Annotated in this window: 23 protein-coding genes and 5 pseudogenes; 14 read left to right on the top strand and 14 right to left on the bottom strand. The window is 72.2% G+C overall.

Translation table 11 applies throughout. The annotated features are described in order from the left end of the window. Positions 1 to 224 (bottom strand): annotated as a pseudogene (locus ACYVPE_RS11205) (hypothetical protein); the annotation flags it as partial. Between the two features lie 30 nt (positions 225 to 254). Between ACYVPE_RS11205 and ACYVPE_RS11200 the strand changes: the two are divergent. Continuing rightward, complete coding sequence (locus tag ACYVPE_RS11200) at positions 255 to 695, top strand: glycoside hydrolase family 68 protein (protein WP_461033340.1); 441 nt, start codon at positions 255 to 257, stop codon at positions 693 to 695. 20 nt (positions 696 to 715) lie between these two features. Here ACYVPE_RS11200 and ACYVPE_RS11195 read toward each other — a convergent pair whose 3' ends face one another. The 3 genes and pseudogenes from ACYVPE_RS11195 to ACYVPE_RS11185 all read right to left on the bottom strand — a co-directional run bounded on the left by ACYVPE_RS11195 (position 716) and on the right by ACYVPE_RS11185 (position 1919). Further along, positions 716 to 847, bottom strand: coding sequence for a hypothetical protein (locus ACYVPE_RS11195; protein ID WP_461033336.1), 132 nt, complete (start codon positions 845 to 847; stop codon positions 716 to 718). A 96-nt stretch (positions 848 to 943) separates the two neighbouring features. Continuing rightward, a pseudogene (locus ACYVPE_RS11190) lies at positions 944 to 1057 on the bottom strand (TetR/AcrR family transcriptional regulator); the annotation flags it as partial. A 22-nt stretch (positions 1058 to 1079) separates the two neighbouring features. Beyond that, a complete protein-coding gene (locus ACYVPE_RS11185; RefSeq protein WP_461033335.1) occupies positions 1080 to 1919 on the bottom strand; it encodes an oxidoreductase in 840 nt (279 codons plus the stop codon). 84 nt (positions 1920 to 2003) lie between these two features. On the opposite strand from ACYVPE_RS11185, the gene ACYVPE_RS11180 reads away from it, so the two are divergent. Continuing rightward, on the top strand, positions 2004 to 2588 hold the full coding sequence (locus tag ACYVPE_RS11180) for a TetR/AcrR family transcriptional regulator (RefSeq protein WP_461033334.1): 585 nt from the start codon (positions 2004 to 2006) through the stop codon (positions 2586 to 2588). Positions 2589 to 2602: 14 nt separating this feature from the next. Here ACYVPE_RS11180 and ACYVPE_RS11175 read toward each other — a convergent pair whose 3' ends face one another. After that, a complete protein-coding gene (locus tag ACYVPE_RS11175; RefSeq protein ID WP_461033333.1) occupies positions 2603 to 4255 on the bottom strand; it encodes a glycoside hydrolase family 43 protein in 1653 nt (550 codons plus the stop codon). A gap of 282 nt (positions 4256 to 4537) precedes the next feature. On the opposite strand from ACYVPE_RS11175, the gene ACYVPE_RS11170 reads away from it, so the two are divergent. Next, positions 4538 to 5560 (top strand): LacI family DNA-binding transcriptional regulator, encoded by a 1023-nt coding sequence (locus ACYVPE_RS11170; RefSeq protein WP_461033332.1) that lies wholly within the window; start codon positions 4538 to 4540, stop codon positions 5558 to 5560. Between the two features lie 313 nt (positions 5561 to 5873). After that, positions 5874 to 7472: a non-reducing end alpha-L-arabinofuranosidase family hydrolase gene (locus ACYVPE_RS11165; protein ID WP_461033331.1), complete on the top strand. Its 1599-nt coding sequence runs from the start codon at positions 5874 to 5876 to the stop codon at positions 7470 to 7472. 45 nt (positions 7473 to 7517) lie between these two features. Here ACYVPE_RS11165 and ACYVPE_RS11160 read toward each other — a convergent pair whose 3' ends face one another. Further along, positions 7518 to 7745 carry an ABC transporter permease subunit gene (locus ACYVPE_RS11160; RefSeq protein ID WP_461033330.1) on the bottom strand — a complete coding sequence of 76 codons (228 nt, stop codon included), beginning with the start codon at positions 7743 to 7745 and terminating at the stop codon, positions 7518 to 7520. A gap of 264 nt (positions 7746 to 8009) precedes the next feature. After that, the gene (locus ACYVPE_RS11155; protein ID WP_461033329.1) at positions 8010 to 9479 is read right to left on the bottom strand and encodes an alpha-L-fucosidase; all 1470 of its coding nucleotides are present in this window, start codon (positions 9477 to 9479) and stop codon (positions 8010 to 8012) included. A 143-nt stretch (positions 9480 to 9622) separates the two neighbouring features. Here ACYVPE_RS11155 and ACYVPE_RS11150 point away from each other — a divergent pair, with 143 nt between their 5' ends. Together ACYVPE_RS11150 and ACYVPE_RS11145 are read left to right on the top strand one after the other, a co-directional pair. Further along, positions 9623 to 10468, top strand: a complete 846-nt coding sequence (locus ACYVPE_RS11150) for a helix-turn-helix domain-containing protein (RefSeq protein WP_461033328.1) — start codon at positions 9623 to 9625, stop codon at positions 10466 to 10468. Between the two features lie 45 nt (positions 10469 to 10513). After that, positions 10514 to 10960, top strand: a complete 447-nt coding sequence (locus ACYVPE_RS11145) for a zinc-binding dehydrogenase (RefSeq protein WP_461033339.1) — start codon at positions 10514 to 10516, stop codon at positions 10958 to 10960. A gap of 18 nt (positions 10961 to 10978) precedes the next feature. Here the strand turns inward: ACYVPE_RS11145 and ACYVPE_RS11140 are convergent, their stop codons facing one another. Genes ACYVPE_RS11140 through ACYVPE_RS11125 form a run of 4 tightly spaced genes read right to left on the bottom strand, consistent with a single transcriptional unit; the run spans position 10979 to position 14836 of the window. After that, positions 10979 to 11647 carry a response regulator gene (locus ACYVPE_RS11140; RefSeq protein WP_461033327.1) on the bottom strand — a complete coding sequence of 223 codons (669 nt, stop codon included), beginning with the start codon at positions 11645 to 11647 and terminating at the stop codon, positions 10979 to 10981. Continuing rightward, positions 11644 to 13011, bottom strand: coding sequence for a sensor histidine kinase (locus tag ACYVPE_RS11135; protein ID WP_461033326.1), 1368 nt, complete (start codon positions 13009 to 13011; stop codon positions 11644 to 11646). Before ACYVPE_RS11135 ends, ACYVPE_RS11140 begins: the two co-directional genes overlap by 4 nt. 26 nt (positions 13012 to 13037) lie before the next feature. Next, the gene (locus tag ACYVPE_RS11130) at positions 13038 to 13907 is read right to left on the bottom strand and encodes an ABC transporter permease (RefSeq protein ID WP_461033325.1); all 870 of its coding nucleotides are present in this window, start codon (positions 13905 to 13907) and stop codon (positions 13038 to 13040) included. After that, positions 13907 to 14836, bottom strand: a complete 930-nt coding sequence (locus tag ACYVPE_RS11125) for an ABC transporter ATP-binding protein (protein WP_461033324.1) — start codon at positions 14834 to 14836, stop codon at positions 13907 to 13909. The genes ACYVPE_RS11130 and ACYVPE_RS11125 overlap by 1 nt, the downstream gene beginning before the upstream one ends. Positions 14837 to 15132: 296 nt before the next feature. On the opposite strand from ACYVPE_RS11125, the gene ACYVPE_RS11120 reads away from it, so the two are divergent. Then, positions 15133 to 15999, top strand: coding sequence for a phosphotransferase (locus ACYVPE_RS11120; RefSeq protein ID WP_461033323.1), 867 nt, complete (start codon positions 15133 to 15135; stop codon positions 15997 to 15999). Between the two features lie 230 nt (positions 16000 to 16229). Here the strand turns inward: ACYVPE_RS11120 and ACYVPE_RS11115 are convergent. Next, positions 16230 to 16678, bottom strand: a pseudogene (locus ACYVPE_RS11115) (S1 family peptidase). A 90-nt stretch (positions 16679 to 16768) separates the two neighbouring features. Further along, positions 16769 to 17449 (bottom strand): GntR family transcriptional regulator, encoded by a 681-nt coding sequence (locus ACYVPE_RS11110; protein ID WP_461033322.1) that lies wholly within the window; start codon positions 17447 to 17449, stop codon positions 16769 to 16771. A 68-nt stretch (positions 17450 to 17517) separates the two neighbouring features. Here ACYVPE_RS11110 and ACYVPE_RS11105 point away from each other — a divergent pair, with 68 nt between their 5' ends. From ACYVPE_RS11105 to ACYVPE_RS11095, 3 genes are all read left to right on the top strand, one after another. Next, complete coding sequence (locus tag ACYVPE_RS11105; protein ID WP_461033321.1) at positions 17518 to 17940, top strand: VOC family protein; 423 nt, start codon at positions 17518 to 17520, stop codon at positions 17938 to 17940. Then, entirely contained in the window at positions 17937 to 18698 is a 762-nt protein-coding gene (locus ACYVPE_RS11100; RefSeq protein WP_461033320.1) for an SDR family NAD(P)-dependent oxidoreductase, read from the top strand. Before ACYVPE_RS11105 ends, ACYVPE_RS11100 begins: the two co-directional genes overlap by 4 nt. A gap of 226 nt (positions 18699 to 18924) precedes the next feature. Continuing rightward, positions 18925 to 19923, top strand: a complete 999-nt coding sequence (locus ACYVPE_RS11095) for a DMT family transporter (protein WP_461033319.1) — start codon at positions 18925 to 18927, stop codon at positions 19921 to 19923. A 49-nt stretch (positions 19924 to 19972) separates the two neighbouring features. Here ACYVPE_RS11095 and ACYVPE_RS11090 read toward each other — a convergent pair. Then, positions 19973 to 20253: pseudogene (locus ACYVPE_RS11090) on the bottom strand (IMP dehydrogenase); the annotation flags it as partial. Positions 20254 to 20263: 10 nt separating this feature from the next. Between ACYVPE_RS11090 and ACYVPE_RS11085 the strand changes: the two are divergent. From ACYVPE_RS11085 to ACYVPE_RS11070, 4 genes and pseudogenes are all read left to right on the top strand, one after another. Continuing rightward, positions 20264 to 20479, top strand: a pseudogene (locus ACYVPE_RS11085) (alcohol dehydrogenase); the annotation flags it as partial. Between the two features lie 178 nt (positions 20480 to 20657). Beyond that, the gene (locus tag ACYVPE_RS11080) at positions 20658 to 22874 is read left to right on the top strand and encodes an MMPL family transporter (RefSeq protein ID WP_461033318.1); all 2217 of its coding nucleotides are present in this window, start codon (positions 20658 to 20660) and stop codon (positions 22872 to 22874) included. Continuing rightward, the gene (locus ACYVPE_RS11075; RefSeq protein ID WP_461033317.1) at positions 22874 to 24076 is read left to right on the top strand and encodes a sensor histidine kinase; all 1203 of its coding nucleotides are present in this window, start codon (positions 22874 to 22876) and stop codon (positions 24074 to 24076) included. The genes ACYVPE_RS11080 and ACYVPE_RS11075 overlap by 1 nt, the downstream gene beginning before the upstream one ends. Next, complete coding sequence (locus ACYVPE_RS11070; RefSeq protein WP_461033316.1) at positions 24073 to 24771, top strand: response regulator; 699 nt, start codon at positions 24073 to 24075, stop codon at positions 24769 to 24771. Before ACYVPE_RS11075 ends, ACYVPE_RS11070 begins: the two co-directional genes overlap by 4 nt. The last annotated feature ends 228 nt before the right edge of the window (positions 24772 to 24999 follow it).

Genomic DNA, 24999 nt, shown 5'->3' with positions numbered 1-24999 from the left:
TGGGTGAGGGTGCGCTTGCGCTCCGCCCACTGTTCGGTGTCGTGGTCCGTGCCGGCCGCGCACCGCGCCTTCAGATCCCGGGACGCCAGCATGCCCAGATGGTCGCCGACCAAGCGCAGCACCCGCTCGTCCGTGGTGGTGAGGGCCTTGAGCCGGTCACGGATCGCGACCCCCGAGGCGCCGGGCACCACGAACGACACCGCCAACTCCCGCAGCCCACCCACCCCGTCACCCCCACCCACAAACCGAAGCCCCTGCCACCGCGTCCAACGACCACCCCCCACAAAGGTCACGCATTCGACCAAAGAACATCCGTCTCCCACCAGAGACTTCACGAGTGCCAAGCCCGGGACACCCACCAACACGCGCCAGAACACACTCACCCGCAGCCAACGGACAACAGTTCCCAACCCCTCAACGGGTCGGGACTCGTCGTACGGAACCCACCGGCGCGACCTGATCAGGCCTACGCCTGGTGGGTGCTGGAGGACCTGCGCGTGGTGAGCTTCGTCAACTACCTCCTCCCGGACGGCACCGACCCCCGGCAGCTGCCGGCCGCCGAGGCCAGAGCCGCCTTCGGCGGGACCGTCGCACCGGTCCTCGACCTCACGCTCGACCCCCGCACCACCCATGCCGCTTCGCGGTCCTCCTCCGTGCTCGTTCCCGAGACCGCGGACCCGGTCGACGCCGGCTGAGCGTGCTCGGGCGAGGGCGTTCAGGCGAGCGAGGTCCTGGTCCGAGAGGGAGAGTTCGGCAGCTCGGCGAAGGCGCCGATCTGCTCGGCCAGGGGCACGTCGGGGTCGGCGGTGTCGATGAAGTCGACGCCCTGCTCGACGGCGGCGCGCACCACGCGGACGGCGGCCTGCCGGTCGGCGGGTACTCCAGGAGGTGATCGGTATCGGTATCGAGGACGGCGACGAACGCGGGGTGGGCCGGTGGCGCGTCACCCTCCGGTGGGGTCCTGCTCCGTGATCGTGGCTTCCTTGGTCGGGAAGTAGTCGAAGAACGTGGCCCGCGACACGTCGGCGGCCGCGGCGATCCGTTCGACGCTCACCGACTCGTATCCGCGCCCCGGGGGCTCAGCGGGGCGTGCCGATCGCGCGGGAGATGACGCTGTCGAAGGCGCGGTCGGGCAGGACGCGGCGCAGGGCGATGAGGGGGCGGGCGCCGAAGCCGGTGGCGTAGCGCGTCTTGGGGCGCCGGGCGGTGACGGCCTTGCCGATGGCGTCGGCGATGACGCTGGGCGGGGAGTTCCGCTTGGCGTTGGCCTCGGAGCGCAGGGCGGCGGCCACGGCCGTGGCCTGGGTGGCATAGGCGCCGTCGGAGGAGGAGCGCTCCAGCTTGTCGGCGGCGATGGCGCCCCATTCGGTGGCGATGCCGCCAGGCTCGATGACGACGACGTCGATACCGAAGGGCTTGGCCTCCAGGCGCAGACAGTCGCTGAGGGCTTCGAGGGCGAACTTGGTGCCGTGGTACCAGCCCCCGAGCGGGGTGTGGATCTTGCCTCCCATCGAGGTGATGTTGACGACGGTGCCGGAGCGCTGGGCGCGCATCCGGGGCAGGACGAGCTGGGTCAGGCGCAGGGCACCGAAGACGTTGACCTCGAACTGGTAGCGGGCCTCGTCCAGGGGGACGTCCTCGAGGGCGCCGTAGGAGCCGTAGCCGGCGTTGTTGACCAGGACGTCGATGCGTCCGGTCTCGGTGGTGATCTCCTGGACCCCGGCGCGCAGGGAGTCGTCGTCGGTGACGTCCATCGCCAGCGGGCGGATGCCGCGTTCGGCGAGCCGCTGGAGGCGGTCGGTGCGGCGGGCGGCCCCGTAGACGGTGTAGCCGAGGTCGTGGAGCTTGAGCGCGGTGGCCTCGCCGATGCCGGAGGAGGCGCCGGTGACGAGGGCGGTCTTGGCGGTCTTGGTGGGCATGGCGGGGGTCCTCACGGCTAAGATGAACTGCGGTTCAGTATCTATCCTGAACCCAGGTTCACCTTGACGCAAGTGGAAGGGCAGGTGAGTCCCGTGACCCCGGCCAGGGCGCCGCGTGCCGACGCGGTCCGCAACCGGAAGAAGATCCTCGCCGCCGCCGGCGCGCAGATCACCGCGCACGGCCCCGAGGTCGGCATGGACGAGATAGCCGCCACGGCGGGGGTGGCCGTGGGAACCCTCTACCGGCACTTCCCGACCAAGACCGACCTGGTCGCGGCCGTGGTCGCCGAGCGGGTCGCCCGGGTCGCGGACGACGCGGAGGCCGTGCTCGGCCGCGTCGCCGCCGGCGCCCGCGCCCTGGACGAGCTGACCGCGTTCCTCGGCCGCGTCGTCGAGGCGTCCGTGACCGACCGCGCGGTGAAGGCGGCGGCGCGGTTCCTCGGCGCCGAGCCGGGCGACCGAGCCGACGAGGACCGCGGCGGCGCCGCCGTCACCGCCCTCATCCGAGCCGGCCAGGCCGACGGCGACATCCACCGCGACGTCACCGTCCGCGACATCTACCTGTTGTTCTCCACCGCGCCCACCGACCAGCCGCCCGCGGTCCGCGCCCGCTGGCTCGCCCTCGTCACGCCGGGACTGACTGCCCAGGCCCGGCGAGCGGAGGGCTGACCGCCGAGAGTCCGTCAGGGCGTCGTGAGTTCGAAGCGGGTGAGGGTGACGGCGCCGCCGAGGGCCTGGGTGGCGTGGTTGAAGACGGCGTAGCGGTAGCCCATGAAGAACTGCCAGGCGTTGTTGAGGGTGAAGGCGGGGCCGAGGGTGGTGAAGGTGGTGCCGTCGGTGCTGTAGGAGAAGCGGGCCTGGCGGCCGGTGCCGGGGCGGATGTCGGCGGTGGCGCGTAGCCAGATCCGGGTGCCGGTGAGGGGGGCGGTGGCGCGTTCGGTGCCGGTGCCCGTGGTGTTCCAGTTGGCGTCCATGGTGAGGCCGTCGACCATGGCGAGGCGGGTGGTGCCGTTGTCGCGTTTGAGGCCGATCCAGGCGGATGAGTCGCGGAGCATGGCGAGGCCGGCGCGGTCGCCGTCGCGCATCTGGCCGTGGTCGAGGGTGACGGTGGCGGTGGAGCTGGGGCCCTGGATGCGGTGGGTGAGGGTGTTGCGGGCCCAGTAGAGGTCGTTGGTGACGGTGGCGGTGCGCAGGGTGAGGCCGTTGTTGACGGTGTAACGCGCGGGGTCGGGGTTGTGGTTCCACTCCCATTTCGGTTTCAGCGTGGTGCCGGTGAAGGTGTCGACGCCGGTGAGGGGTTCGACCTGGCGGGGTGGGGTGGGGAGGTTGGGCGTCGGGTAGGTGGCGCCCCAGGCGCCGTTCACGAGTTGGAGTTGGGGCCAGCCGTCGGCGGTCCAGGTGACGGGGGCGAGGGCGGGGACGCGGCCGCCGGGGTAGGCGTCGACGAAGGCGAGGTAGTACCAGTCGCCGGCCTGGGTCTGGACGAGTCCGCCCTGGTGGGGGACGCCGCCGCCGGGGATCGGGCCCGGCAGGTTCAGCAGGACCTGGCGCAGGGCGTAGGGGCCGAAGGGGCCGGTGGTGGATTTGAGGATGTACTGGCCGTTGGCCGGGCGGGTCAGGAAGATGTAGTACGCGCCGTTGATCTTGTAGAAGCGGGCGCCCTCCAGGGTGCCGATGCTGGCCGGGGTGGTGAACACCTGCTGGGCGCGGACCTGGCTGCGGCCGTCCGGGGAGAGTTGGGCGACGCTGATCTGGGTGTTGCCGTACGCCACGTACATCGTGTCGTCGGTGTCGACGAGCAACCCGGCGTCGTAGTAGGTGGGCAGGGTGGTGTGCCGGTTCCAGGGGCCCTCGACCGCGGGGGCGGTGTAGACGTACGTCTGGGCGAAGTCGATCTGGCCAAGCCAGTAGAACGTGCGGTTGCTCGGCCGGTACGCCAGGGAGGAGGCCCAGACGCCGCGCACGTAGCCGCGCCCCCCGTTGAGGTCGTACTTGGCGCCGAAGTCCAGGCGCGGCAGCGAGTGGCCGGCGAACTCCCAGTTGACCAGGTCGTAGGAGCGCAGGATCGGCGCGCCTGGCGAGTAGTGCATGGTCGAGGCCGAGTAGTAGAACGTGTCGCCGACCCGGATCACGTCGATGTCGGCGAAGTCCTGCCAGGCCACCGGGTTGGTGAACGACGCGGCGACGGACGGAGGCTCCTGGGTCGCCGCACGGGGTAACGCGGCGTGTGCCGACTGCGCGTTGACGAGCGGGAGCGCGGCGCCCACGACCAGGCCGGAGGCGCCGGTCAGTATCCCGCGGCGGCTCGGGCGGTGTGGCTCTGCGGATGCGGACATGGGATCACCCTTCTCTGCGGGGGAGGCCGGTGGCGCGACACGGCACGCGGTCGCCGCCCGGAACGTCTGGTGGCGGGGACCGAGGGAGATCAACGGCGTTCATCGGGGAGCCCCTGACCGAATGATTTTGGAGTGTTATTCCGATCGTTAAGGCGGTGAGGGGACCGTAGGAGCGCCCCTGTCGCGCCGTCAACCCCTCGCGGGGGACTTGTCGTGCGACGGGTGGCGTTCGCCGACGGGTTCGGAAGGACGTGCGGGCCGACAGATCGTTAGACTCTCCGCATGTCCGCAGCCGACGTTCCCCAGGTCGAGCCGCTGACCATCGCGCAGCTCGCGCAGCACGCCGGAGTCTCGCCGGCCACGGTCTCCAAGGTCGTCAACGGGCGGGCCGACGTGGCGCCGGCGACCCGCGCCCTGGTCGAGGACCTCATCCGCCGGTACGGCTACCGGCGGCAGAAGGTCGCGGGTCCCGCGGCCCTGCTGGAGCTGGTCTTCCACGAGGTCCGCGGCCCCTACCCGACGGAGATCTACCGCGGCGTCCAACGCGTGGCCGCCGAGCACCAGTTGGCCGTGGTCGTCTCGGAACTCCACGGCAGTCACACCCCGGGGCGCGGCTGGGTCGAGGGGGTGCTGGCCCGTCGTCCGACCGGCGTCGTCTCGGTGTTCTCGGGGCCGACCGGCGAGCAGGCCGAGCGGCTGCGCGTCCGGGGCATACCGTTCGTGCTGGTGGACCCGACCGGGGATCCGGGCCACGACGTCCCCTCGGTGGGCGCGAGCAACTGGAGCGGCGGCCTCTCCGCCACCCGTCACCTGCTGAAACTCGGGCACCGCCGCATCGCCGTCATCGCCGGCCCCGAACACCTCCTGGCCGCCCGGGCCCGCCTCGACGGCTACCGCGCCGCCCTCGACATGGCCGGCATCCCCCTCGACCCGACGCTCGTCCGCGTCGGCGAGTTCCACATCGAGGACGGCCTCAAGCACACCCGTGACCTGCTGCGCCTGCCGGACCCGCCGACGGCCGTCTTCACCGGCAACGACGGCCAGGCGCTCGGCGTCTACCGGGCGGTGGCCGAGGCCGGGTTGCGCGTCCCCGAGGACCTCAGCGTCGTCGGGTTCGACGACCTCTTCCCCAGCCAGTGGCTCGGCCCGCCGCTCACCACCGTCCGCCAACCACTGGCCGACATGGCCGCCACCGCCGCCACCATGGTGATCACCCTCGCTCAGGGTCGGCCGCTCGATCGCGGGCGTGCCGAGCTCGCCACCGAGCTCGTGGTGCGCGACAGCGCCGCTCCTTTTCGGGGCTGAACGTCGAATCCCGTCGGAGGTGTTGACGCCCTCCGCGTGCTGCCTATCATCCTTGCTGTCTGAAGAATCGACTGGCCTTCGGTATATCGAACGCCAGGTCGTCGGTGGCTGGCTCGATGCCGTCCGCCCACCGTCGCCCCACCGTGCCACGCACCATCGCGTCACGCACCACTTCATCCCGTTCCGGTGAGGCCGCGGCCCGGGACGTCGTGCGACCTGATCACCGGCCGCTGCTCCTGGCGGGGCCAACCTCTTCCCGGCGGCCACCCGTCGACAGCGCGGCGTGGCCCTGACGACGAAACGGAGCACCCCCATGAACGGGGCGAACGACTCCTCGGTGTCCCTGCCGCGGACACCGGCGACGAGACAGTCGCGCCGCTGGTTCCGGCGGCGTCGCCGGCCGGCCACCACGATCGGGTTCGTCGTGGCCTCCCTCCTCGCGAGCCTGATGACCGTTGTCGGTGCCGCGCCCGCCTCGGCCGCGACCGTGGACACCAGTGCCTGGTACGTGCTGGTGAACCGGAACAGCGGTAAGGCGTTGGACGTGTACAACCTGGCGACCAACGACGGGGCGCGGATCACGCAGTGGGCGCGCAACGACCAGGCGCAGCAGCAGTGGCAGTTCGTCGACTCGGGCGGCGGCTCCTACCGGCTGCGGTCCCGGCACTCGGGCAAGGTGCTCGACGTCCTCAACTCCTCGACGGCCGACGGCGGAAGCATCGTCCAGTGGACTGACAACAACACCGCCAACCAGCAGTTCGGGCTCGCCGATTCCGACGGCGGGTATGTGCGGCTGATCAACCGCAACAGCGGCAAGGCCCTGGAGGTGCAGGGCGCGGCGACCAACGACGGCGCCGACATCGTCCAGTACAGCGACTGGGGCGGCGCCAACCAACAGTGGCAACTGGTGCGCGTCGGGGGCGGCACCACGCCGCCCGGTTCGTCGCTGCCTTCCTCCCTCCAGTGGAACTCCAGCGGGGTGCTGGCCGGGCCGAGGTCGGACGCGACGCACGACATCGTCGCCATCAAGGACTACTCGGTGGTCTGGCACAACAACCAGTGGCAGGTCTACGCCACCACCGCCAGCCGCAGCGGTGGTTGGAACCTCGTCCACTTCGCCGCCCCCGACTGGTCAGGGATGTCGGGAGCGCAACACACCTTCCTCGACACCGCGTCGGGCGTGGGAACCGGCTACCGGGCGGCGCCACACGTGTTCTACTTCGCGCCGCAGAACCTGTGGTACCTCGTCTACCAGACCGGGTTGCCCTCGTACTCCACGAGCAGCGACCCCAGCAACCCGCGCTCCTGGTCGACGCCGCGCAACTTCGTGAACAGCGTGCCGGACATCGTTCGGCAGAACATCGGCAACGGGGCCTGGCTCGACTTCTGGGTCATCTGCGACACCGCCAACTGCCATCTGTTCTCCAGCGACGACAACGGCCACATCTACCGCTCCCAGACCTCCCTGGCCAACTTCCCCAACGGGTTCGGCAACACCGTCATCGCCCTCCAGGACTCCAACCGCTTCAACCTCTTCGAGGGCACCGCGGTCTACAAGCTCGGGAACGGCAGCCAGTACCTGCTGCTCCAGGAGGCCATCGGCTCCAACGGCCGCCGCTGGTACCGGTCGTTCACCTCCGGCAGCATCGGCGGACAGTGGACCCCGCTGCACGCGACCGAGTCCAATCCGTTCGCCCGCTCCAACAACGTGACCTTCCCCTCAGGCACCGCGAACTGGACGCAGGACTTCAGCCACGGTGAGCTGTTGCGGGCGGGCAACGACCAGACCATGACCATCGATCCCTGCCGACTCCAGTTCCTCTACCAGGGGATGGATCCGGGCGCGAGCGGGGACTACGGCCAGCTGCCGTGGCGCATGGGCCTGCTCACCCAGACCAACTCCACCTGCTGAACGGGCTGTCAGGAGGGTGGGGCTGCCGGGCCAGGGATCGGGTCCTCAGCCCTTCCCTCCCGTGGTCGCGATGCCCTGGACGAAGAAGCGCCGCGCGATGAGGAACAGCAGCAGGACGGGCCTGGACAGGGGAAGCGCGATCCCCGCGTACGGGCGCAGCCGGCCGGCGCCGTCGATGTGGGCGGCCTCGAAGAGCTCCTTCGGGAGGCCGAGGAAGAACTGTCGCAGCAGGAAGACGTAGCACGCTCCGCCGACTCCGAGGAAGCGGGGCACCGTGAGCGGCAGGTAGGTGTCGAGCCAGCCGAGCTCCTGGTAGGTGTAGTTGATCCGGGCCTCCGGGTACCTGCGCCGGTAGAGCTCGACGATGCTCTCGTAGACGCCGATGGAGACGGTGTCCCCGTGAAAGCCGAAGAGGAGCTCGTCGCGGTCGCGGGTGAGCCCGCAGCCCGTGAGGCCGCCGACCCCGGCGGTGGCCGCGCCGAGGCCGGCCGCGCCGAGCAGGCGCCGTCTGGTGATGCCTGTCGTGTCATGACCACCTCAGTTCGACCCCAGCTCGATCGCCAGAGCGTTGACGTAGCGAGAAGGCGCACGCTCCGGCAGGTCCACGACCAACTCCCCGCCAGGGTGGATCCGCTCGAAGGGCACGGGCCCGGCGCCCAGCAGCCGCACCGCGACGACCCGGTCCTCGCGGCGGAAGCCGCGGACGACGGCGCGACCGTCCTGCGGCCAGGCCATCTGGAAGGCGTAGACGGTCCGGTCGCGGCGGGTGAGCCGGTAGTCCGCGGCCGACCAGGGGACGCGCTCCTCGCGAAAGCCGTCGACCACGACGCCGCTCGAGCCCTCGACGCCGGCACGGAACGGCCGCGTGCCGTGGATGCCCTCGCCGCACGTCTCCATCCAGCCGGCCAGCTCCGTCAGCAGATGCCGACACTCCTCGTCGAGGGTCCCGTCCGGCAGCTGGGGGATGTTCAGCAGCAGGTTGCCGTTCTTCGCCACGATGTCGACGAGCATCTCGATCACGTGCGCCGGCGTCTTGTACACGGCGCGCACGTCGTAGAACCAGCCGCCGACGCAGGTGTCCGTCTGCCACGGGTACGGCGTCAGCCGCTCCTCCTGGCTGCGCTCGACGTCCAGGACGCCGATGCGGCGGATCTGCTCCTGCCGGTCCTTGTGCAGGTAGACGGCCTGGTTCTCGCCGCCGTGCGCCGCGGCGCTGCTGTTGTAGAGACGGGCAACGGCCCGCAGGCCGGCGTCGAAGCCCTGCGGGCCGAACGGCGGCGGGCCGTCGGAGTAGAGCAGGTCGGGCTGGTAGCGGTCGATCATCTCCGTCGCCAACTCCAGCCACCGCCGGTGCCACCACTCGTTGGCGGTGTACCAGGGGGCCACCGGGTCCGGTCGCCGCCCCGGACGGTGGTGTTCCTGGTTCGGCAGGTAGAGATCCTCGAAGGCCGGGTCCGCTCCGTCGTAGGGCACCCCGGCCCTCGGGCCCCGCGCGTCGGCGCCCTTCGTCACGGACCACCAGCTGAACGACGCGCCCAGGTGTTCGGTCAACCCGAAGGGCAGACCGTGGCGGCGTGCCGCCGCCTGCCACAGTCCCACGATGTCCTTGCCCGGGCCCACCTCGGCCGCGTTCCAGCGATGCACGTCGGACGGATAGGTGAGGAAGTGGTCGTGGTGCGAGGCGAGCGCGACGAAATAACGCGCACCGGCGCGCACATACAGGTCCATCAGGCCGTCGGGATCGAATTTCTCGGCCTTCCAGAGCCTTACCAGATCCTTGTATCCGAACTCCGACGGATGCCCGTATCTGCGTACGTGGTAGCGGTATTGCTCGGAGCCCTCGATATACATGTTCCGGGCGTACCAGTCTCCGTACATGGGCACGGACTGGGGCCCCCAGTGAGACCAGATGCCCAGTTTGGCGTCGCGGAACCACTCCGGACAGGAGAATTCTCCGAGGGATTCCAGCGTGGGCAGGAAAGGGCCGGAGCCGGGGGCGTCATGCATCAGTCATCACTCCGATGTGGTTTTCCGTTCGGTGCCGGACGACGGTAAGGGCGGAAACCGGGACGGGCCAATGGCCGGGACGCGACATCGCTGGTCCGTTCTCACCTCTGGTGCGTCGGGTCCGCCGGAGGTAGCGTCACGGCATGTCGGGCTCGCGATCGTCCGTGCGATGGGCGGTGCCGCTGCGGGAACCTCCCACCATCGCGGACATCGGCGTGGGCCGGCACGGCATCGTGAGCCGGGTGGACGAGTGGTGCCTACAGGATCTCTGGTCGCTTCATCTCTACGGATACTCGGGCGAGTTGGAGGTCGGTGGCACGGTCGTCCCGATCGCCCCCGGGCGGGTGAGCCTGGTGCCTCCCGGCGTGGCCACGCGCTACCGCTACCACGGCGAGGCCGTGCACCTCTTCGCCCACGTCCGGCTGCCCGACGCCGCCCCGGGCGACGGCGTCGAACTGCCCGTGATGCTGGACTGCGGGGCGGACCTGCCCCGCGTCCGCGACCGTTTCCAGACCGCGCTCGACTTCCACGCCCGGCTGCCCCACCTGGCGCGAGCCGAGCTGTGGAGCCTGCTGTGCCACCTCGCCGGACGGCAGGTCTCCCGCTACGACGACGCCCTCGGCCTCCACCCCGCCGTACGGGCCGCCATCACCCACATCGAGACCCGACTGCGCGAGCCGCTCGGCGTGGCCGAACTCGCCCGACTCGTCGGCCTCTCCCAGAACCACCTGGGGCGGCTGTTCCGCGCCCAACTCGGCAGTACCGTCGTCGCCTACATCCGCGACCACCGCCTGGCACGGGCCCACCACCTGCTGACCCGCACGTCCCTCCCGGTCAAGGCGGTCGCACCGATGGTGGGCTTCCGCGACCTCCAGACCTTCAACAAGGCGTTCCGCCGTGCCTACGGCATCCCGCCGAGCGCCGCGGGGCAGGGCGTGATGAGCCGGCCGGAGGAAGCGGCCGACGACCAGGTCCCGTTTCGGCGTTGAGGCCGCCACGGGGCGGCTTCGCTCGATCCGCCCCCGGAGCGGGGCATCAGGGCCAGGCGGTACGTGGCCGACGAGGCCTTCGACTACAAGGCCGGCTCGGTCACCGAACAGCTGGCCAAGGCCGCGCCGGAGGGAATCGACGTCTACTTCGACAACGTCGGCGGCGACCACCTGGAGGCCGCGATCGACTCCTTCAACGTGCACGGCCGCGCGGTGATCTGCGGAATGATCTCCCTGTACAACGCCCCCGGGCCCGCGCCCGCCCCGCGCAACCTCGCGATGGTGATCGGCAAACGGCTGCGTCTGGAAGGGATGCTGGTGCGCGACCACTCCGATCTGCGGGACGAGTTCCTGGCCGAGGTCGGCGGCTGGCTGAGCGAGGGGCGAATCCGGTTCGACGAGACCGTGGCGGAGGGGCTGGAGAACGCGGTCGACGCCTTCCTCGGCATGCTGCGCGGGGCCAACATCGGAAAGATGGTCGTCCGGCTGTGAGCTACGGGTGACTCCCGGTCAGGGTCTGGCCTTCACCAGGCCGGCGTCGTAGGCCATGATCACGGCCTGGACGCGGTCGCGGGCACCGATCTTGGCGAGGACCCGCCCGACGTGCTTCTTCACGGTGGACTCGGTGAGGACGAGCCGCTCGGCGATCTCCGCGTTGGTCCAGCCCTGGCCGATGGCGACCAGCACCTGGTGTTCCCGGTCGCTGAGCGCTGCCAGCCAGGGGGCCGCGGTCGCGGGGGCGCCGGAAGGGGCCAGGACCTGGTGGGCGTAGGCGTCCAGCAGCCGGCGCGTCAGGCGGGGCGCCACGACGGCGTCGCCGGTGGCGACGGCCCGGATGCCCGCCACCACCTCCTCGGGGCGGGCGTCCTTGAGGAGGAATCCGCTGGCGCCGGCCCGCAGGCCCTCGTAGGCGTACTCGTCCAGGTCGAAGGTGGTCACGATGAGCACGCGGGTGCGTCCGCCGGCGGCGATGATCCGGCGGGTCGCCTCGAGGCCGTCCATGCCGGGCATGCGGACGTCCATCAGGACGACGTCGGGCCGCAGCTCCGCGGCGAGCCGGACGGCCTCGGCGCCGTGTTCGGCCTCTCCGACGGGGGTGAGGCCGGGGGTGCCCTCCAGGAGCATGCGGAAGCCGAGACGCTGTAGCGGCTGGTCGTCGGCGATCAGCACGGTGGTCATGGCAGATGATCTCCTGATGCCGGCGGGGTGGGTTCGGACGTGGCGTCGAGCGAGACGTCCACGATCCAGCCGTGGCCGGTGTCCCGCGGGCCGATGGTGACGGCGCCGCCGTACATGGCGGCACGTTGGCGGATGCCGACCAGGCCGTGCCCGGGGCCGGCGGTCTCCGGTTCGGTGACCGGTCGCGCCGGGTGGGGGGAGCCGGTAGGGGGCCCGGTGTCGGCGACCCGGATCCCCACGGTGCGGGCGTCGAGCGTCAGGGCGACCTCGGCGGTGGCGCCGGTGCCCGCGTGCCTGAGGGTGTTGGTCAGGGCCTCCTGGACGATGCGGTACACGGTGAGTTGGAGGCCGCCGCCCAGGGAGTCGAGGTCGCCCATGGTCCGGTAGGTCACCGCGAGCCCGGCCGCGCGGACCCGGGTCAGCAGAGGGTCCAGGTCGCGGATTCCGGGCTGCGGGCTGAGGGCTCGTTCGGGTTCCCGGTCCTCGCGCAGCACCCCCAGGACGCGGCGCAGTTCGCCCATGGCCTGCCGGCCGGTGTCGCCGAGGAGGCGCAGGGCCTCCGCGGACCGCTCGTCGCGGTTGGCGGCGAGGGTCGCCGCGCCGTCGGCGAGCCCCACCATGACCGAGAGGTTGTGGCCGACGATGTCGTGCATCTCGCGGGCGACCCGGGAGCGTTCGGCGGCCGCGGTGAGCCTGACGCGTTGGTCGCGTTCGATCTCCAGGCGACTTGCGCGGTCCTCGAGGGCCGCGAGGTACATCCGGCGGATGCGGAGCGTCAGGCCGACGGCGGTGGCCGCCGTCACCGTGCCCAGCAGGAAGAAGAGGCCGAGCAGCGGGTGCGGGACAGGCACCAGGACGCAGGCCGCGAGGATCACCTCGACGAAGGTGACCGCCACGGCCCAGCCGAGCAGGCGCAGCGGGCCCTGCCTGGCCAGGGTGTACAGCGCGACGAGGGTGCTGAGCCCGGCCTGGAGCCAGACGCCGAGCGACCAGGGCACGAGGGAGACCAGGGCGATCACGCAGAACGTGACGGTCGGGGCCCTGCGGCGCCACCACAGCGGTACGACGAGCGCGGCGGCGAAGACGACCAACAGGGCGGACGGCAGCCGGTCGCGGTCGCCCACTTCCCCGAAGGGGCCGTGGGCGCCGCTGGCGAGCAGGTCGGGCAGCGTGAGGGCCCAGACGATCAGCACCACCGCGGTGTCGAACAGCCACGGATGCCGCTGGTCGAGACGCCGCCCGCGGTGCCGCACCCGCCACAGCCGGCCGAGGAACGGATGTGCCCAGGCGGCGTCGGCCCAGGGGGACGGCGGGAACGCCGTCCCCCTGGTGGTGTCCCCGGGAGTCGCCCGTTGCGGACTCATGGACCCCATTGTCACCTTTTCGCTGGTCAGGCGTCGGTTCGGACCAGCCGGACGGCCGCCCCGGCCAGGGTCAGCGCCACCCAGCCGGCGAAGACCGCGAGCCCCGCCCCCGGGGAGAGGGCGTCCGAGGACTGCTGTAGCGCGTAGCCGGCCGACCCGGCGTTGCCGGGGAAGTAGGGGCTGACCGTGTCGTACAGCGAGTCCGGCAGCAGCGACGCCAGCCCCGGCAGGACCAGCAGGACGCCGACCAGGGCCGCGATGGCGCCGGCCGAGGAGCGCAGCAGCATGCCGAGCGCCACGCCGAACACCGCCACCAGGCCGAGGTAGAGGCCGGCGCCGGCCAGGCCGCGCAGCACGCCGTCGTCCCCCAGGGACAGCGCGATCGCCTCGCCGGCCAGGCCGGGAGCGCCGAGTTGGAAGGCGGCCAGGGCGCCGACGCCGGTGAGGAGCAGCGCGACGGGTCCGAGCACGGCGGCCTTGGCCCACAGCACCGGCAGCCGGCGCGGAACCGCGGCGAGGGTGGAGCGGATCATGCCGGTGCTGTACTCGCCCGCGGACAGCAGCACCCCGAGCACACCGACGGCCAGGGACGCGAAGGTCACGCCCGTCAGGGCCAGGCTGACCGCGTCACTGTCTCCACCGTTGCTTCCCGGCCCTGGCGGCCCACTCGTCGCGACGGCGTCGGGACTGTAGGTGTAGCTGGCGATCGCCCCGAAGAGGACCAGCAGGAACACCGCGACCCCCAGGGTGATCCAACTGGAGCGCAGCGACCAGAACTTGGCCCACTCGGAGCGCAGCACCCGGACGCCCGTCACCTGGGGAGTGGTGTTCCGGGCGGGCGTGGCGGGGGCGCGGCCCGCGCCCGGGGTGCGGCGGCGGAGTGCGGTGGTGGTCATCAGGCGGCCTTTCGCTCGGTGCCCGCGGGGGCGCTCTGGTACTCCATGGCGTCGCGGGTGAGTTCCATGAACGCCGCCTCCAGGGAGACGGCCTGCGGGGTGAGCTCGTAGAGCGGCACTCCGTGCTGGGCGGCGATGATTCCGATCTCCCGGGCGTCACGCCCGTTGACCAGCAGTTCCTCGGCGGAGGTCGAACTGATCGTGACCTCGGGACCGGCCAGCAGCGCCCGCAGCCGCACGGTTTCGCCGGTGACGACCCTGACGCCGCCTCCGCTGGCCTGCCGGGTGAAGTCGTCCACCGTGGTGTCCGCCAGGAGCCGGCCGCGGCCGATGATCACCAGGTGGTCGGCGATCAACGCCGTCTCGCTCATCAGGTGCGAGGAGAGCATCACGGCCCGGCCCTCGTCGGCGAGGTCCCGCAGGAGGTTGCGCACCCACAGCACGCCCTCGGGGTCGAGGCCGTTGACCGGCTCGTCGAGCATGACGATCGCCGGGTCGCCGAGGAGGGCCGCCGCGATGCCGAGCCGCTGGCCCATGCCGAGCGAGAAGGCGCCCACGCGCTTGCCGGCCACGCTGGTCAGGCCGGCCAGCTCGATGACCTCCTCGACCCGACGGCGCGGGATGCCGTGGGTGTGGGCGAGTGCCGTCAGGTGGCTGATCGCGGTCCGCCCGGGGTGGACGGACCCGGCCTCCAGCAGCGTGCCGATCTCGTGCAGCGGCGCCGTGTGCCGGGCGTAGGGGCGTCCGCCCACGGTGACCGAGCCACCGGTCGGCGAGTCGAGTCCGATGATCATGCGCATGGTCGTCGACTTCCCCGCACCGTTGGGGCCGAGGAAGCCGGTGACCTCCCCCGGCCTGACGGTGAAACTCAGGCGGTCGACCACCGTCCTGTCCCCGTACCGCTTCGTCAACTCACGCGCTTCGATCATGGATATCGGCCCTCTCGCTCGGCAGTCGCTTCGACACCGGGTCGCGAACGCGCCGCGACCTGGTGCTTTCGACGCTATGAGGGCGGCCGGCCGACTCCCTGGGACCGTGGGGCCGTCTTCGACGCTCGAGTGGTACCGCGGTACCAGCGCGACGACCACCGCCGCCGCGCACGGCGAGGACTCGGCCGACTCTCGGGTCGGGGGCCCGTCACCGACCCCCCGCCCGTCGGGCGGGGTCTCAGCCGACCGCATCGCCCGTCCGGATCGGAAAGAGCTCCGTGTGCCAGGATTCGAGAATGGAGATGTCCGGCGTCACGCGTGCGATAGCGGCCGCGACTTCGGTCGCCGCGTCGCTCGACCTGCCAGTCAGTGGCGCGATCGTGCTCCACAACTCGAACAAGCTGGCACTGCGGCTGACGCCATGCGACGTCTTCGCCCGGGTCGCCCCGGTGGGACAGGAGGTCGCACAGTTCGAAGTCGAGCTCGCCCAGCGGCTCGTCGAGGCCGGATGCCCGATGTGTCCCCTGGAGCCTCGGGTGACCCCGCGGGTGTACCCGCGCGACGGCTTCGCGGTGACGCTGTGGACCTACCACGAGCCCGTGGCACCTCACGTCTCACCGGTCGACTACGCCAAGGCGCTGGAACTGCTGCACGCCGGGATGCGCGAGGTCGACGTGCCGAGCCCACGGTTCACGGACCGGATCACGGATGCGGAGGAAGTCGTCGCCGACCCGGATCGCTCGCCGGAACTCGCCGGCGCGGACCGGGTCTTCCTCAGCGGCAGACTGGCTGGCCTGCGACGGGCGATCGAGGAGCGCGGCGCCGTGGAGCAGCTGCTCCACGGCGAGCCGCATCCGGGCAATGTGCTCAGCACGAAGGACGGCCCGTTGTTCATCGACCTCGAGACGTGCTGCCGCGGACCCGTCGAGTTCGACCTCGCCCACGTTCCCGAGGCGGTCTGCGAGCACTACCCGAACCTCGACCACGGGCTGCTGGACGACTGCCGACAGCTCGTCCTGGCGATGGTCGCGGCGTGGCGTTGGGAGCTTGGCGACGAGTTTCCGAACGGGAGGCGGTTCGGGGAAGAATTTCTGCGCGCCCTGCACGACGGTCCTCCCTGGCCGACCCTCGACGCGATGAACAAGCGACTGGGCGGCCGGTAGAAGTCGCCGAAGGCCCTTCGGCCGGCGTCGTCAGCCAGGCGGAGTCGGCGCGGGTCACGGGGCTCGCCCCGGCGACGGTCTCGGGTCTGGTACCGGGACCTGCCGGCCGAGGAGCACGCCACGGCGCTCACCGACCGTGGCGTGCCCCGGCCGCACGTCGACCTGCTGGTCGAGACGCACCGGTCGATCGCCCGGGGCGACCGGTACGCCTCCGTAAGACCTCGTGCGGGTCAGTACACGGTGGCGCCGTACGCGTTCAGCACCTCGACGACGGGCTGGAAGTACGCGGTGCCGCCGGTCGAGCAGTTGCCGCTGCCGCCCGAGGCGAGGCCGAGGGCGGTGGGGCCGTTGAACAGCGGGCCGCCGCTGTCGCCCGGCTCGGCGCAGATGTTGGTCCTGATCAGGCCGGAGACGGCGCCCTGGGGGTGCGCTCGATGGCGAGCGCGTCGGCGAGCGGCCCGGCGGCCCGCCTGATCGCGGCGAGTTCGGCCGCCGACACGGTCTCGTCCGCGGTGACGCGGACCGTGCCCGAGGCATCGTCGACGGCCCACGCGGTGCCGGGCACGTCGGCGGCCAGCAACGCGTCCCCGGCGGCGGCCAGTTGGGGGGCGCTGAAGGTGCGGGGCTGCCCCGGGCAGCAGGAGGGCGAGGCGGCGAGACCCGACAGTGCGGCGATCAGCCGCGCTCTGCCGGGCCCCGGTCTGTGGCCGGTGGTGCGCTCGTGAAGCGGCGGCGGTCCCGCGAGGCCCGCATCATGAGCGCCGCGGCGTCACCGGGAGGGGCGCAGGCCGGTGAGCAGGCCCCGGCGGGCGGAGTCGACGTGTTCCTCGGCGCGCCGGGCCAGCGTCTCGTGGTCGTCCGAGCGCAGGAGCGCCACCAGTTCGCGGTGTTCGTCGACGACGCGGGCACGGTAGTGCTCGTAGCCGAGGGCGACGCGCCGGAGCTGGAACAGGTGGATCTGCGAGCGCACGGCGTGCCAGGCGTCGGCGAGCCTGCGGTTGTTCGCGGCGTCGTAGATCCGGTCGTGGAAGGCGATGTCCAGGGCGAGCAGCCTCGTCCCCGACGCCGCGCCGTCGATCTCCCGCGACATCGCGTCGACGAGGGTGTCGAGTTCGGTCAGCTGGTCGGCGGTCGCGTTCCGCTGCGCGCTGGTCGCGGCGAGACGGTCAAGCGCGGCGCGCAGGGCGTAGACCTCCTCGACGTCCTGGGCGGTGACGTCGATGACGGTGGTGCCACGGTGCCAGACGCTGTGCACGAGCCCCTCGCGTTCGAGGAGGGCGAGCCCTTCGCGCACCGATCCGCGGCTGACTCCCAGCGAGGACGCGAGTTCGACCTCACGCAGCTGCGATCCGGGCGGGAAACGGCCGGCGAGGATCGCCTCGCGTACGAGGTCGGCGGCCTCCTGCGACAGTCCACGGCGACTGGCTCTGGGGAGCGGTGCGACAGTCATGTCCGAATGTTGACATTCGGATGTCGGTGGGTACAAGGTCGGAGCGCGTCGAAGCGAAGGAGCCCCACATGTCCCTGCGGCCCGCCGTCCACCTGGCCATTCCGGTCGACGACCTCGGCGCCGCGCGCCGGTTCTACGGAGGCGTTCTCGGCCTGAGCGAGGGACGGTCCACCGACCACTGGGTCGACTGGGACCTGCACGGCCACCAGTTGGTGACCCATGTGGTCCCCGGCGGCCAGGTGCCGGCCGGGAACAGCGAGGTCGACGGGCACGCGGTGCCGATCCCGCACTTCGGTCTGCTGCTGTCGACCGAGGACTTCCACGCGCTCGCCGACCGACTCCGCGCGGTGGGCGTCGCGTTCGTCATCGAGCCCTACCGCCGCTTCCCCGGCGAGCCGGGTGAGCAGTGGACGATGTTCCTCCACGATCCGGCGGGCAACGCGCTGGAGTTCAAGGCGTTCCGCGACCCCTCCCAGGTCTTCACGCGATGAGGCGGGTGCTCGTCACGGGAGCGTCGCGCGGGATCGGCCGGGCCGTGGCCGTGGCGTTCGCCGAACGCGGGGACCGGGTGGGAGTGCACTACGCGGCCAACCGCGCCGACGCGGAGGAGACGCTGCGGCGACTGCCCGGCTCGGGGCACGTCCTGCTCGCCGGTGATCTCGGCGACCCGCGGGCGGCGCGCGACGTCGTCGACGCCGCCGTGCGGGGGCTCGGCGGGATCGACGTCCTGGTCAACAACGCCGCCGCCGCACCGTCCGACGACACCCGGCACCGCGTGACCGACGTGTCCTACGAGGACTGGCAACGCAACTGGCGGCGCATGGTCGACGTCAACCTGCTCGGCGCGGCGAACGTCACCTACCGCGTCGCCCGGCACCTCGTCGACCGCGCCGGTGGGGGCAGCATCGTCAACGTCGGTTCCCGGGGCGCCTTCCGGGGCGAGCCCGACTTTCCCGCGTACGGCGCGAGCAAGGCGGCGCTGCACGCGTTCGGGCAGTCGATGGCCGTCGCGCTGGCTCCGCACGACATCGCGGTGACGTCGGTGGCGCCCGGCTTCGTCGCGACCGAACGACAGGCACCCAGGTTGGCGGGCCGGGACGGCGAGGCCCTGCGCGGCCAGAGCCCGTTCGGACGCGTCGGGACCCCCGAGGAGGTCGCGGCCGCGGTGCTCTACCTGGCCTCACCGGAAGCCGCCTGGTCCTCAGGAACGGTCCTCGACCTCAACGGCGCCTCCCACCTCAGAACCTGAGGACCCGCGGCCGCGGACCCCCGGGCCCCCCGAACGACGGGGCGCCGACGGAGCTTTCGTATTCTGATCACACACCCATGTACTATCTGTACGAAACGGTTTCGTATTTCTTCGGGGGGAGAGGGGCTGCCGTGCCCAGCCGTCGCCTGGTCGGGCCGGGGCTGTGCCCGGCGCCGTGCGTCGTGATCGAGGGCTGCGTGAGCGTGCCCGATGTCCGAGTCCCGCGATGACGACCTCACCGGTGGTCCTGGCGGTGGCCCTGTCGCTGGCCTCGGCGGTCTGTTACGCGACGGCGGCGGTGATCCAGGAGCGGACGGCCGCCCGCGCCCCGGGTATTCGAGCCGCGCTGACGAGCGGCAGGTGGTGGGGGTCCGTACTCCTCAACGCCGTCGGCGCGCTCCTCCATGTGGTGGCCCTGCGCTATGGCGCGCTCACGCTGGTGCAGCCCCTCGGCGCGCTGACTCTCGTCGCCGCGGTGCCCCTGGGCGCGCTGATCTCCGGCCACCGGACCTCGAGCGCGCAGTGGCGCGGTGTGTCGTTCACCCTTCTCGGACTGGTCACGCTGCTGACGGTGACGATCTCCGACCATGCGCCGAGCGACAGCCTGAGCACGGGGGAGATCGTCGGCGTCGCGGTCGTCGCCACCGCCGTCATCGGGGCGATCGCCCGTTTCGCGTCGAGCGGTTCCACCAGGGGCGGCCTCGCGTTCGCCGCCGCGTCGGGTATCGCCTCGGGCGTCGGTTCGTCGCTGGCGCAGCGGCTCGCGGTGGAGCCTGAGTCTTCGTGGAGCATGGTGCTGGTGGGAGCCCTGACGGGGTTGTTCGCGGTTTCCGGACTGCTGCTCGCGCAGCAGGCGTACCGCAGTGGTCTTGGGGCTCCCCTCGCCGTGCTGACCGTGATGAATCCCGTCGCCGCGTCCGCTATCGGCATCACCCTGCTGGATGAGGGTTTCCGGTACGGCGTGCCGGGTGTCCTCCTCACACTCGCCGGTGCCGCGGCCGCCGTTCACGGTGTGACGCTGCTCAGCCGCGCCCAGGCCCGTCAAGGTCTTCCGGGCCTTCCGGGCCTTCCTGGCTCTGACGGTCGCGTTCACCGGGGTCGTCACGGCTTGCGGTCGCCGTGCCGAGCGGCGACGGGCCGAGTGCCGGGGCAGCGACGTGCCCGGCCGGCGCGCTCCGGCTCGGAGCCCTCGTCCGATGCCGAACTGACCGGCGGAGGTGAGTGAACCTGGCTCGAGTCCGCTTTCGCGGGGGGCCGCGCGGGCGAGGTCGGAGCCGGATGAGGGCCTTGAGGACCCGGCGGTCGGCCATGGCCCGGTAGGCGTCCGGGGTCTGTTCGACGGTGAACGTCCTGTCGAAGACCCGGCCCGGCGTGATGGTGCCGTCCAGGACGTCGGGCAGCAGTTCCTCGATGTAGGCGCGGGCCGGGCTCACGCCGCCGGTGAGGGTGATGTTCCGCATGATCATCTCGGCGCCGACCGGGCCCTCCTGGTACTGCGGGACGCGGAGGCGGCTGATGGTGCCCCGTCGATGACGGCGCCGGGCGAGGTCTCCAGGGTCTGGTGGGCGCTCGCCCTCAAGGACGTCACGGCCGTCGGGGTGCTGTCGGCCTCACCGCGTCTGGACGCCACCATCCGGGCCTTCGCCGACCGAGTCGTCGACCCGCGGCCACTCGTCGACGCGACCGTCGGGCTCTCGCAGGTCGGCGCGGTCCTCGCCGGCCAACGCCCACCCGGTGCGGGACCGGGACCCGAGATCCACGTCGATCCGCGCCTGGAGTGAGGTCGACCGAAGGGCGACCAGAACCGGACGGACGCTTCTCCTCCCTCAGGAGGACGGGAGCGCGGTGACTCGTGCGCTCGCACCAACCGCCAGTGCGGGCGCACGCACGATGCCTCGGGACACCCGCGCTCGGCAGGCTGGTCAGCGGTCCCCCATCCCGAACTGGAGAGCTTTTCCCGTGGCTACCTTGCTCTATCGGATGGGCCGGTTCGCCTTCGCGCGGCGCCGGCTCGTGACGCTGACGTGGGCGCTGATCCTCGGCGCGGTGGGCGCCGGCGCCGCCCTGGCCCCCTCGTCCTCGGAGGACAGCACGTCCTTCATGCCCGGCATCGAGGCACAGCAGGCCTTCGACCTGATCGGCGAACGCTTTCCCGGTGCCGACGCGAACGGCGCCAACGCCCGGATCGTGTTCATCGCGCCCGGGGGAGAGCAGGTGACGGCCGCCGACCACCGGGCCGCCATCGACGCGTTCGTCGCGGAAGCCGCCGCGGAACCGCTGGTGGCCGAGGCCGTCGATCCGTTCGCCGCGGACGCGGTGAGCGAGGACGGCGGCACCGCGTACGCCACGGTGAACTACACGGTCGAGGCGGCCGATCTCACCGACGACGACAAGGCCGCGTTGCGGGAGGCGGTCGACGCCGCCCGCGACGCGGGACTGACGGTCGAGGCCGGCGGTACGGCGCTCGCCACCCAGCCCGCGGCGGGCGGCTCGGCCGAGGCCATCGGCATCGCGCTGGCCGCCGTCGTCCTGCTGATCACCTTCGGCTCCTTCGCGGCCGCCGGCCTCACGCTGCTCACCGCCGTCGTCGGCGTCGGGATCAGCATGGCCGCGATACTGGCCCTCGCCAGCGCTTTCGGCCTGTCCATGACGACCGGGACGCTGGCCACGATGCTCGGCCTCGCCGTCGGCATCGACTACGCCCTCTTCGTGGTCTCGCGCTACCGGGAGGAGCGGGCGGGGGGCCGGGCGCCGCGCGAGGCGGCCGGCCTCGCCGTCGGCACGGCGGGTTCCGCCGTCGTCTTCGCCGGCCTCACCGTCGTCATCGCGCTGGCCGGCCTGACGGTGGTCGGCGTTCCGATGCTGACCAAGATGGGCCTGTGCGCCGCGGGCGCCGTGGTCGTCGCCGTCCTCGTCGCGCTCACCCTGGTCCCCGCGCTGCTCGGCATGTGGCCCGACGCCGTGCTCTCCCGCGCCACGCGCAAGCGCCGCCGCACCGGCCGGCGGCCCGGCGCGGGCGGCGCCCGGTGGGCGCGCTTCGTGCTGCGCCGCCCCACGGCCGTGCTGGTGGCCCGCGTCGTGGGCCTCGGCGCCCTCGCCCTGCCCGCCACCCAGCTGGAGATGGGCATGCCGGGGGACGAGTCCAAGCCCGTCTCCAGCACGGAGCGGCGGGCCTACGACGCGCTGGCCGACGGCTTCGGCGCCGGCTTCAACGGGCCGCTCACGGTCGTCGTGGACACCGCGGGCGCCGCCGATCCCGACGCGGCGGTGGCCGCCGTCACCCGGGAGATCGGCGCGACGGACGGCGTGGTGTCCGTCTCCGCCGCCCGGTTCAACGAGGCCGGCGACGCCGCGCTCTTCTCGGCGGTCCCGGCCACCGGCCCGAACGACCAGGACACCAGGGACCTGGTGCGGGCCATCCGCGCCGAGCGCCCGGACGTCGAGGCGGCGACCGGCGCCACGTTCGAGGTCACCGGCAGCACCGCGATGGACATCGACGTCGCGGGGGCGCTGCAGGACGCGCTCGTGCCCTACCTGGCCGTGATCGTCGGCCTGGCCCTGATCCTGCTGCTGGTGGTCTTCCGTTCGGTGCTCGTGCCGGTCAAGGCCGCGTTCGGGTTCCTGCTCTCGGTGCTGGCCGCCCTCGGCGCGGTCGTGGCCGTCTTCCAGTGGGGCTGGGGGGCCGAGTTGTTGGGCGTCGAGCAGACCGGTCCGATCATGAGCCTGATGCCGATCTTCCTGGTGGGCATCGTGTTCGGCCTGGCGATGGACTACCAGGTGTTCCTGGTGGCCCGGGTGCGGGAGGCGTACGTGCACGGCGACCCGGCGCCAGGGGCGGTCGTCACCGGCTTCCGGCACAGCGCTCGGGTGGTCGTCGCGGCGGCGCTGATCATGATGGCGGTCTTCTCGGGGTTCGTCGGCGCCAGCGAGTCCATGATCAAGACGGTCGGCTTCGGACTCGCCGTCGCGGTGCTGTTCGACGCCTTCGTCGTCCGGATGGCGTTCGTGCCCGCGGTGCTCGCGCTGCTCGGCGACCGCGCGTGGTGGCTGCCGCGCTGGCTCGACCGGCTGCTGCCGCGGGTGGACGTCGAGGGCACCGGGCTCGCGACGTCGCCGCCCGGTCCGCGGCCCGCGGTGTGTGACCATATGTCTGCGTTCGAACCCACCGGAGTGTGATGAGTACGAGCTGGCGACTCTGGGCCGCTACCCGTCCGAGGACCGTCGAGGCCGCGTCGCTCGTCCTGCTGTTCGGCTTCACCATCGGCGGTCTCTTCCTCACCCGGGTGGTCGGTTCCGAACCGGTGCCCCCCTGGCCGGGGATCGCGCTGTCCGCCGTCGCCTGCGCCGCGTTGCGCTGGCGCGGCGGTCGCCCGCTGCCCGTGCTCGCCGTGACCACGCTGTGCACCACGGGGCTCGGCATCCTCGGCTACCTGCTGACGCCGCTGATGATGGGGCCGCTGCTGGTGGCGCAGTACTCGACGAGCCTGCGCGCGGCGCGCCGCACCGCCCGGGGCGGCGGGCTGGTGGCGGCCGCCTGCATGGCGGTCGCCGGCCTGTTCCGCACCTCGTTCCACGGCTCGCTGATCCTGGCCTACGTCAACCCGGCCGCCTGGGTGCTGCTCTCCGCGGCCTCCGGCGGGTACGCCCGGGTGCGGCGCGAGTACGCGGCGGCCCGCGCGGAGCACGCCACCCGGCAGCGCGAGGAGGAGGCACGCCACCGGGTGGTCCAGGAACGCATGCGCATCGCGCGCGAGCTGCACGACGTGGTCGCCCACCACCTGACCCTGGCCCATGCCCAGGCCAGCGCGGCGGCCCACCTCTCCGGCACCGACCCCGGCAAGACCCTGGAGATCGTCGGCAGGTTGCCCGCGACCACGGCCTCGGCACTGCACGAACTCAAGGCCGCCGTGGGGCTGTTGCGGCAGGACACCGACCCGGCCGACGACCTGGCGCCGGCTCCCGGGCTGAGCCAGCTGCCCGACCTGGTCGACGCCTGCGCGGCGGCCGGGCTCGACGTGAAGGTCGCCGTCGAGGGGGAGCCGCGCCGGCTCACGCCGATACTCGACCTGACGGCCTACCGGATCCTCCAGGAGGCGCTCACCAACGTGGCCAAGCACGCCGCCACCCCCACCGCGCGCGTCCGCCTCGCCTACTCGCTCCGCCGGCTGACCCTGACCGTCACCAACGAGACCGACGACACCGACAGCGCTGACGGCACCGACGACGGGCCGGCCGCCGGCGGCTTCGGCCTGCTCGGCATGCGTGAGCGCGCCGCCGCCGTCGGCGGCACCCTGCACGCCGGCCGCCGTCCGGACGGCGGCTTCGACGTCACCTGCGTCCTGCCGCTCGACAGCCACGAAGAAAGCCCCAGCGCATGACCATCCGCGTTCTGCTCGCCGACGACCAGGCCCTGCTCCGCGCGACGTTCCGCATCCTCGTCGAGTCGGCCGACGACCTGACCGTCGTCGCGGAGGCCGCCGACGGACGCGAGGCCGTCGAACTCACCGAGACCCACCGGCCCGACGTGGTCGTCATGGACATCCGCATGCCGAACCTCGACGGGGTCGCGGCCAGCGCCGCGATCTGCGCCCGGCCCGAACTGTCGGACACCCGGGTCCTGGTGCTCACCACCTTCGAGAACGACGAGAACGTCGCCAAGGCCCTGCGCGCCGGCGCGAGCGGCTTCCTCGGCAAGGACGTCAGCCCCGAGGTGCTGCTCGCCGGCATCCGCACCGTCGCGGCGGGCGACTCCCTCCTCTCACCCACCGCCACCCGCGCCCTCATCACCCGCTTCCTCGCCACCCCGGACGCCGACGACCTCCGCGCGCACCCCGACGTCCTGGCCGCCCTGACCGACCGCGAACGCGAGGTCACCGCCCTGGCCGCGCAGGGCAGGTCCAACGCCGAGATCGCCGACCGGCTCGTGCTGAGCCCGCTGACCGTACGCAGCCACATCCAGCGCGCCATGACCAAACTCCACGCCCGCGACCGCGCCCAACTCGTCGTCACCGCCTACCAGAGCGGGCTGGTCACCCCGCACCCACGCCCCGACGGGCGGAACCACGCCGAATGACCTCCTGCGGACCGATCCGGCCCCCTTCGCCCCGACCTCACGGCTGACCGGCCCGGCATCGTCTCGACCCGGGGGCGAGCCGAACGCCGACACCGTGGTGGACGGGGCGGGGAAGACCCTGCTGCCCGGCCTGATCGACGCGCACACCCACGTCGGTGCGGGGAACTCGCGCAGGCGCTGAGCTTCGGCGTCACCACCGAGCTCGACATGTTCTGCCTGCCGGAAACC

It is taken from the genome of Streptomyces mayteni, from assembly GCF_054783955.1.
Note: the sequence above shows the minus strand (reverse complement) of the source record. Positions and strands in the feature narration are given on the sequence as shown.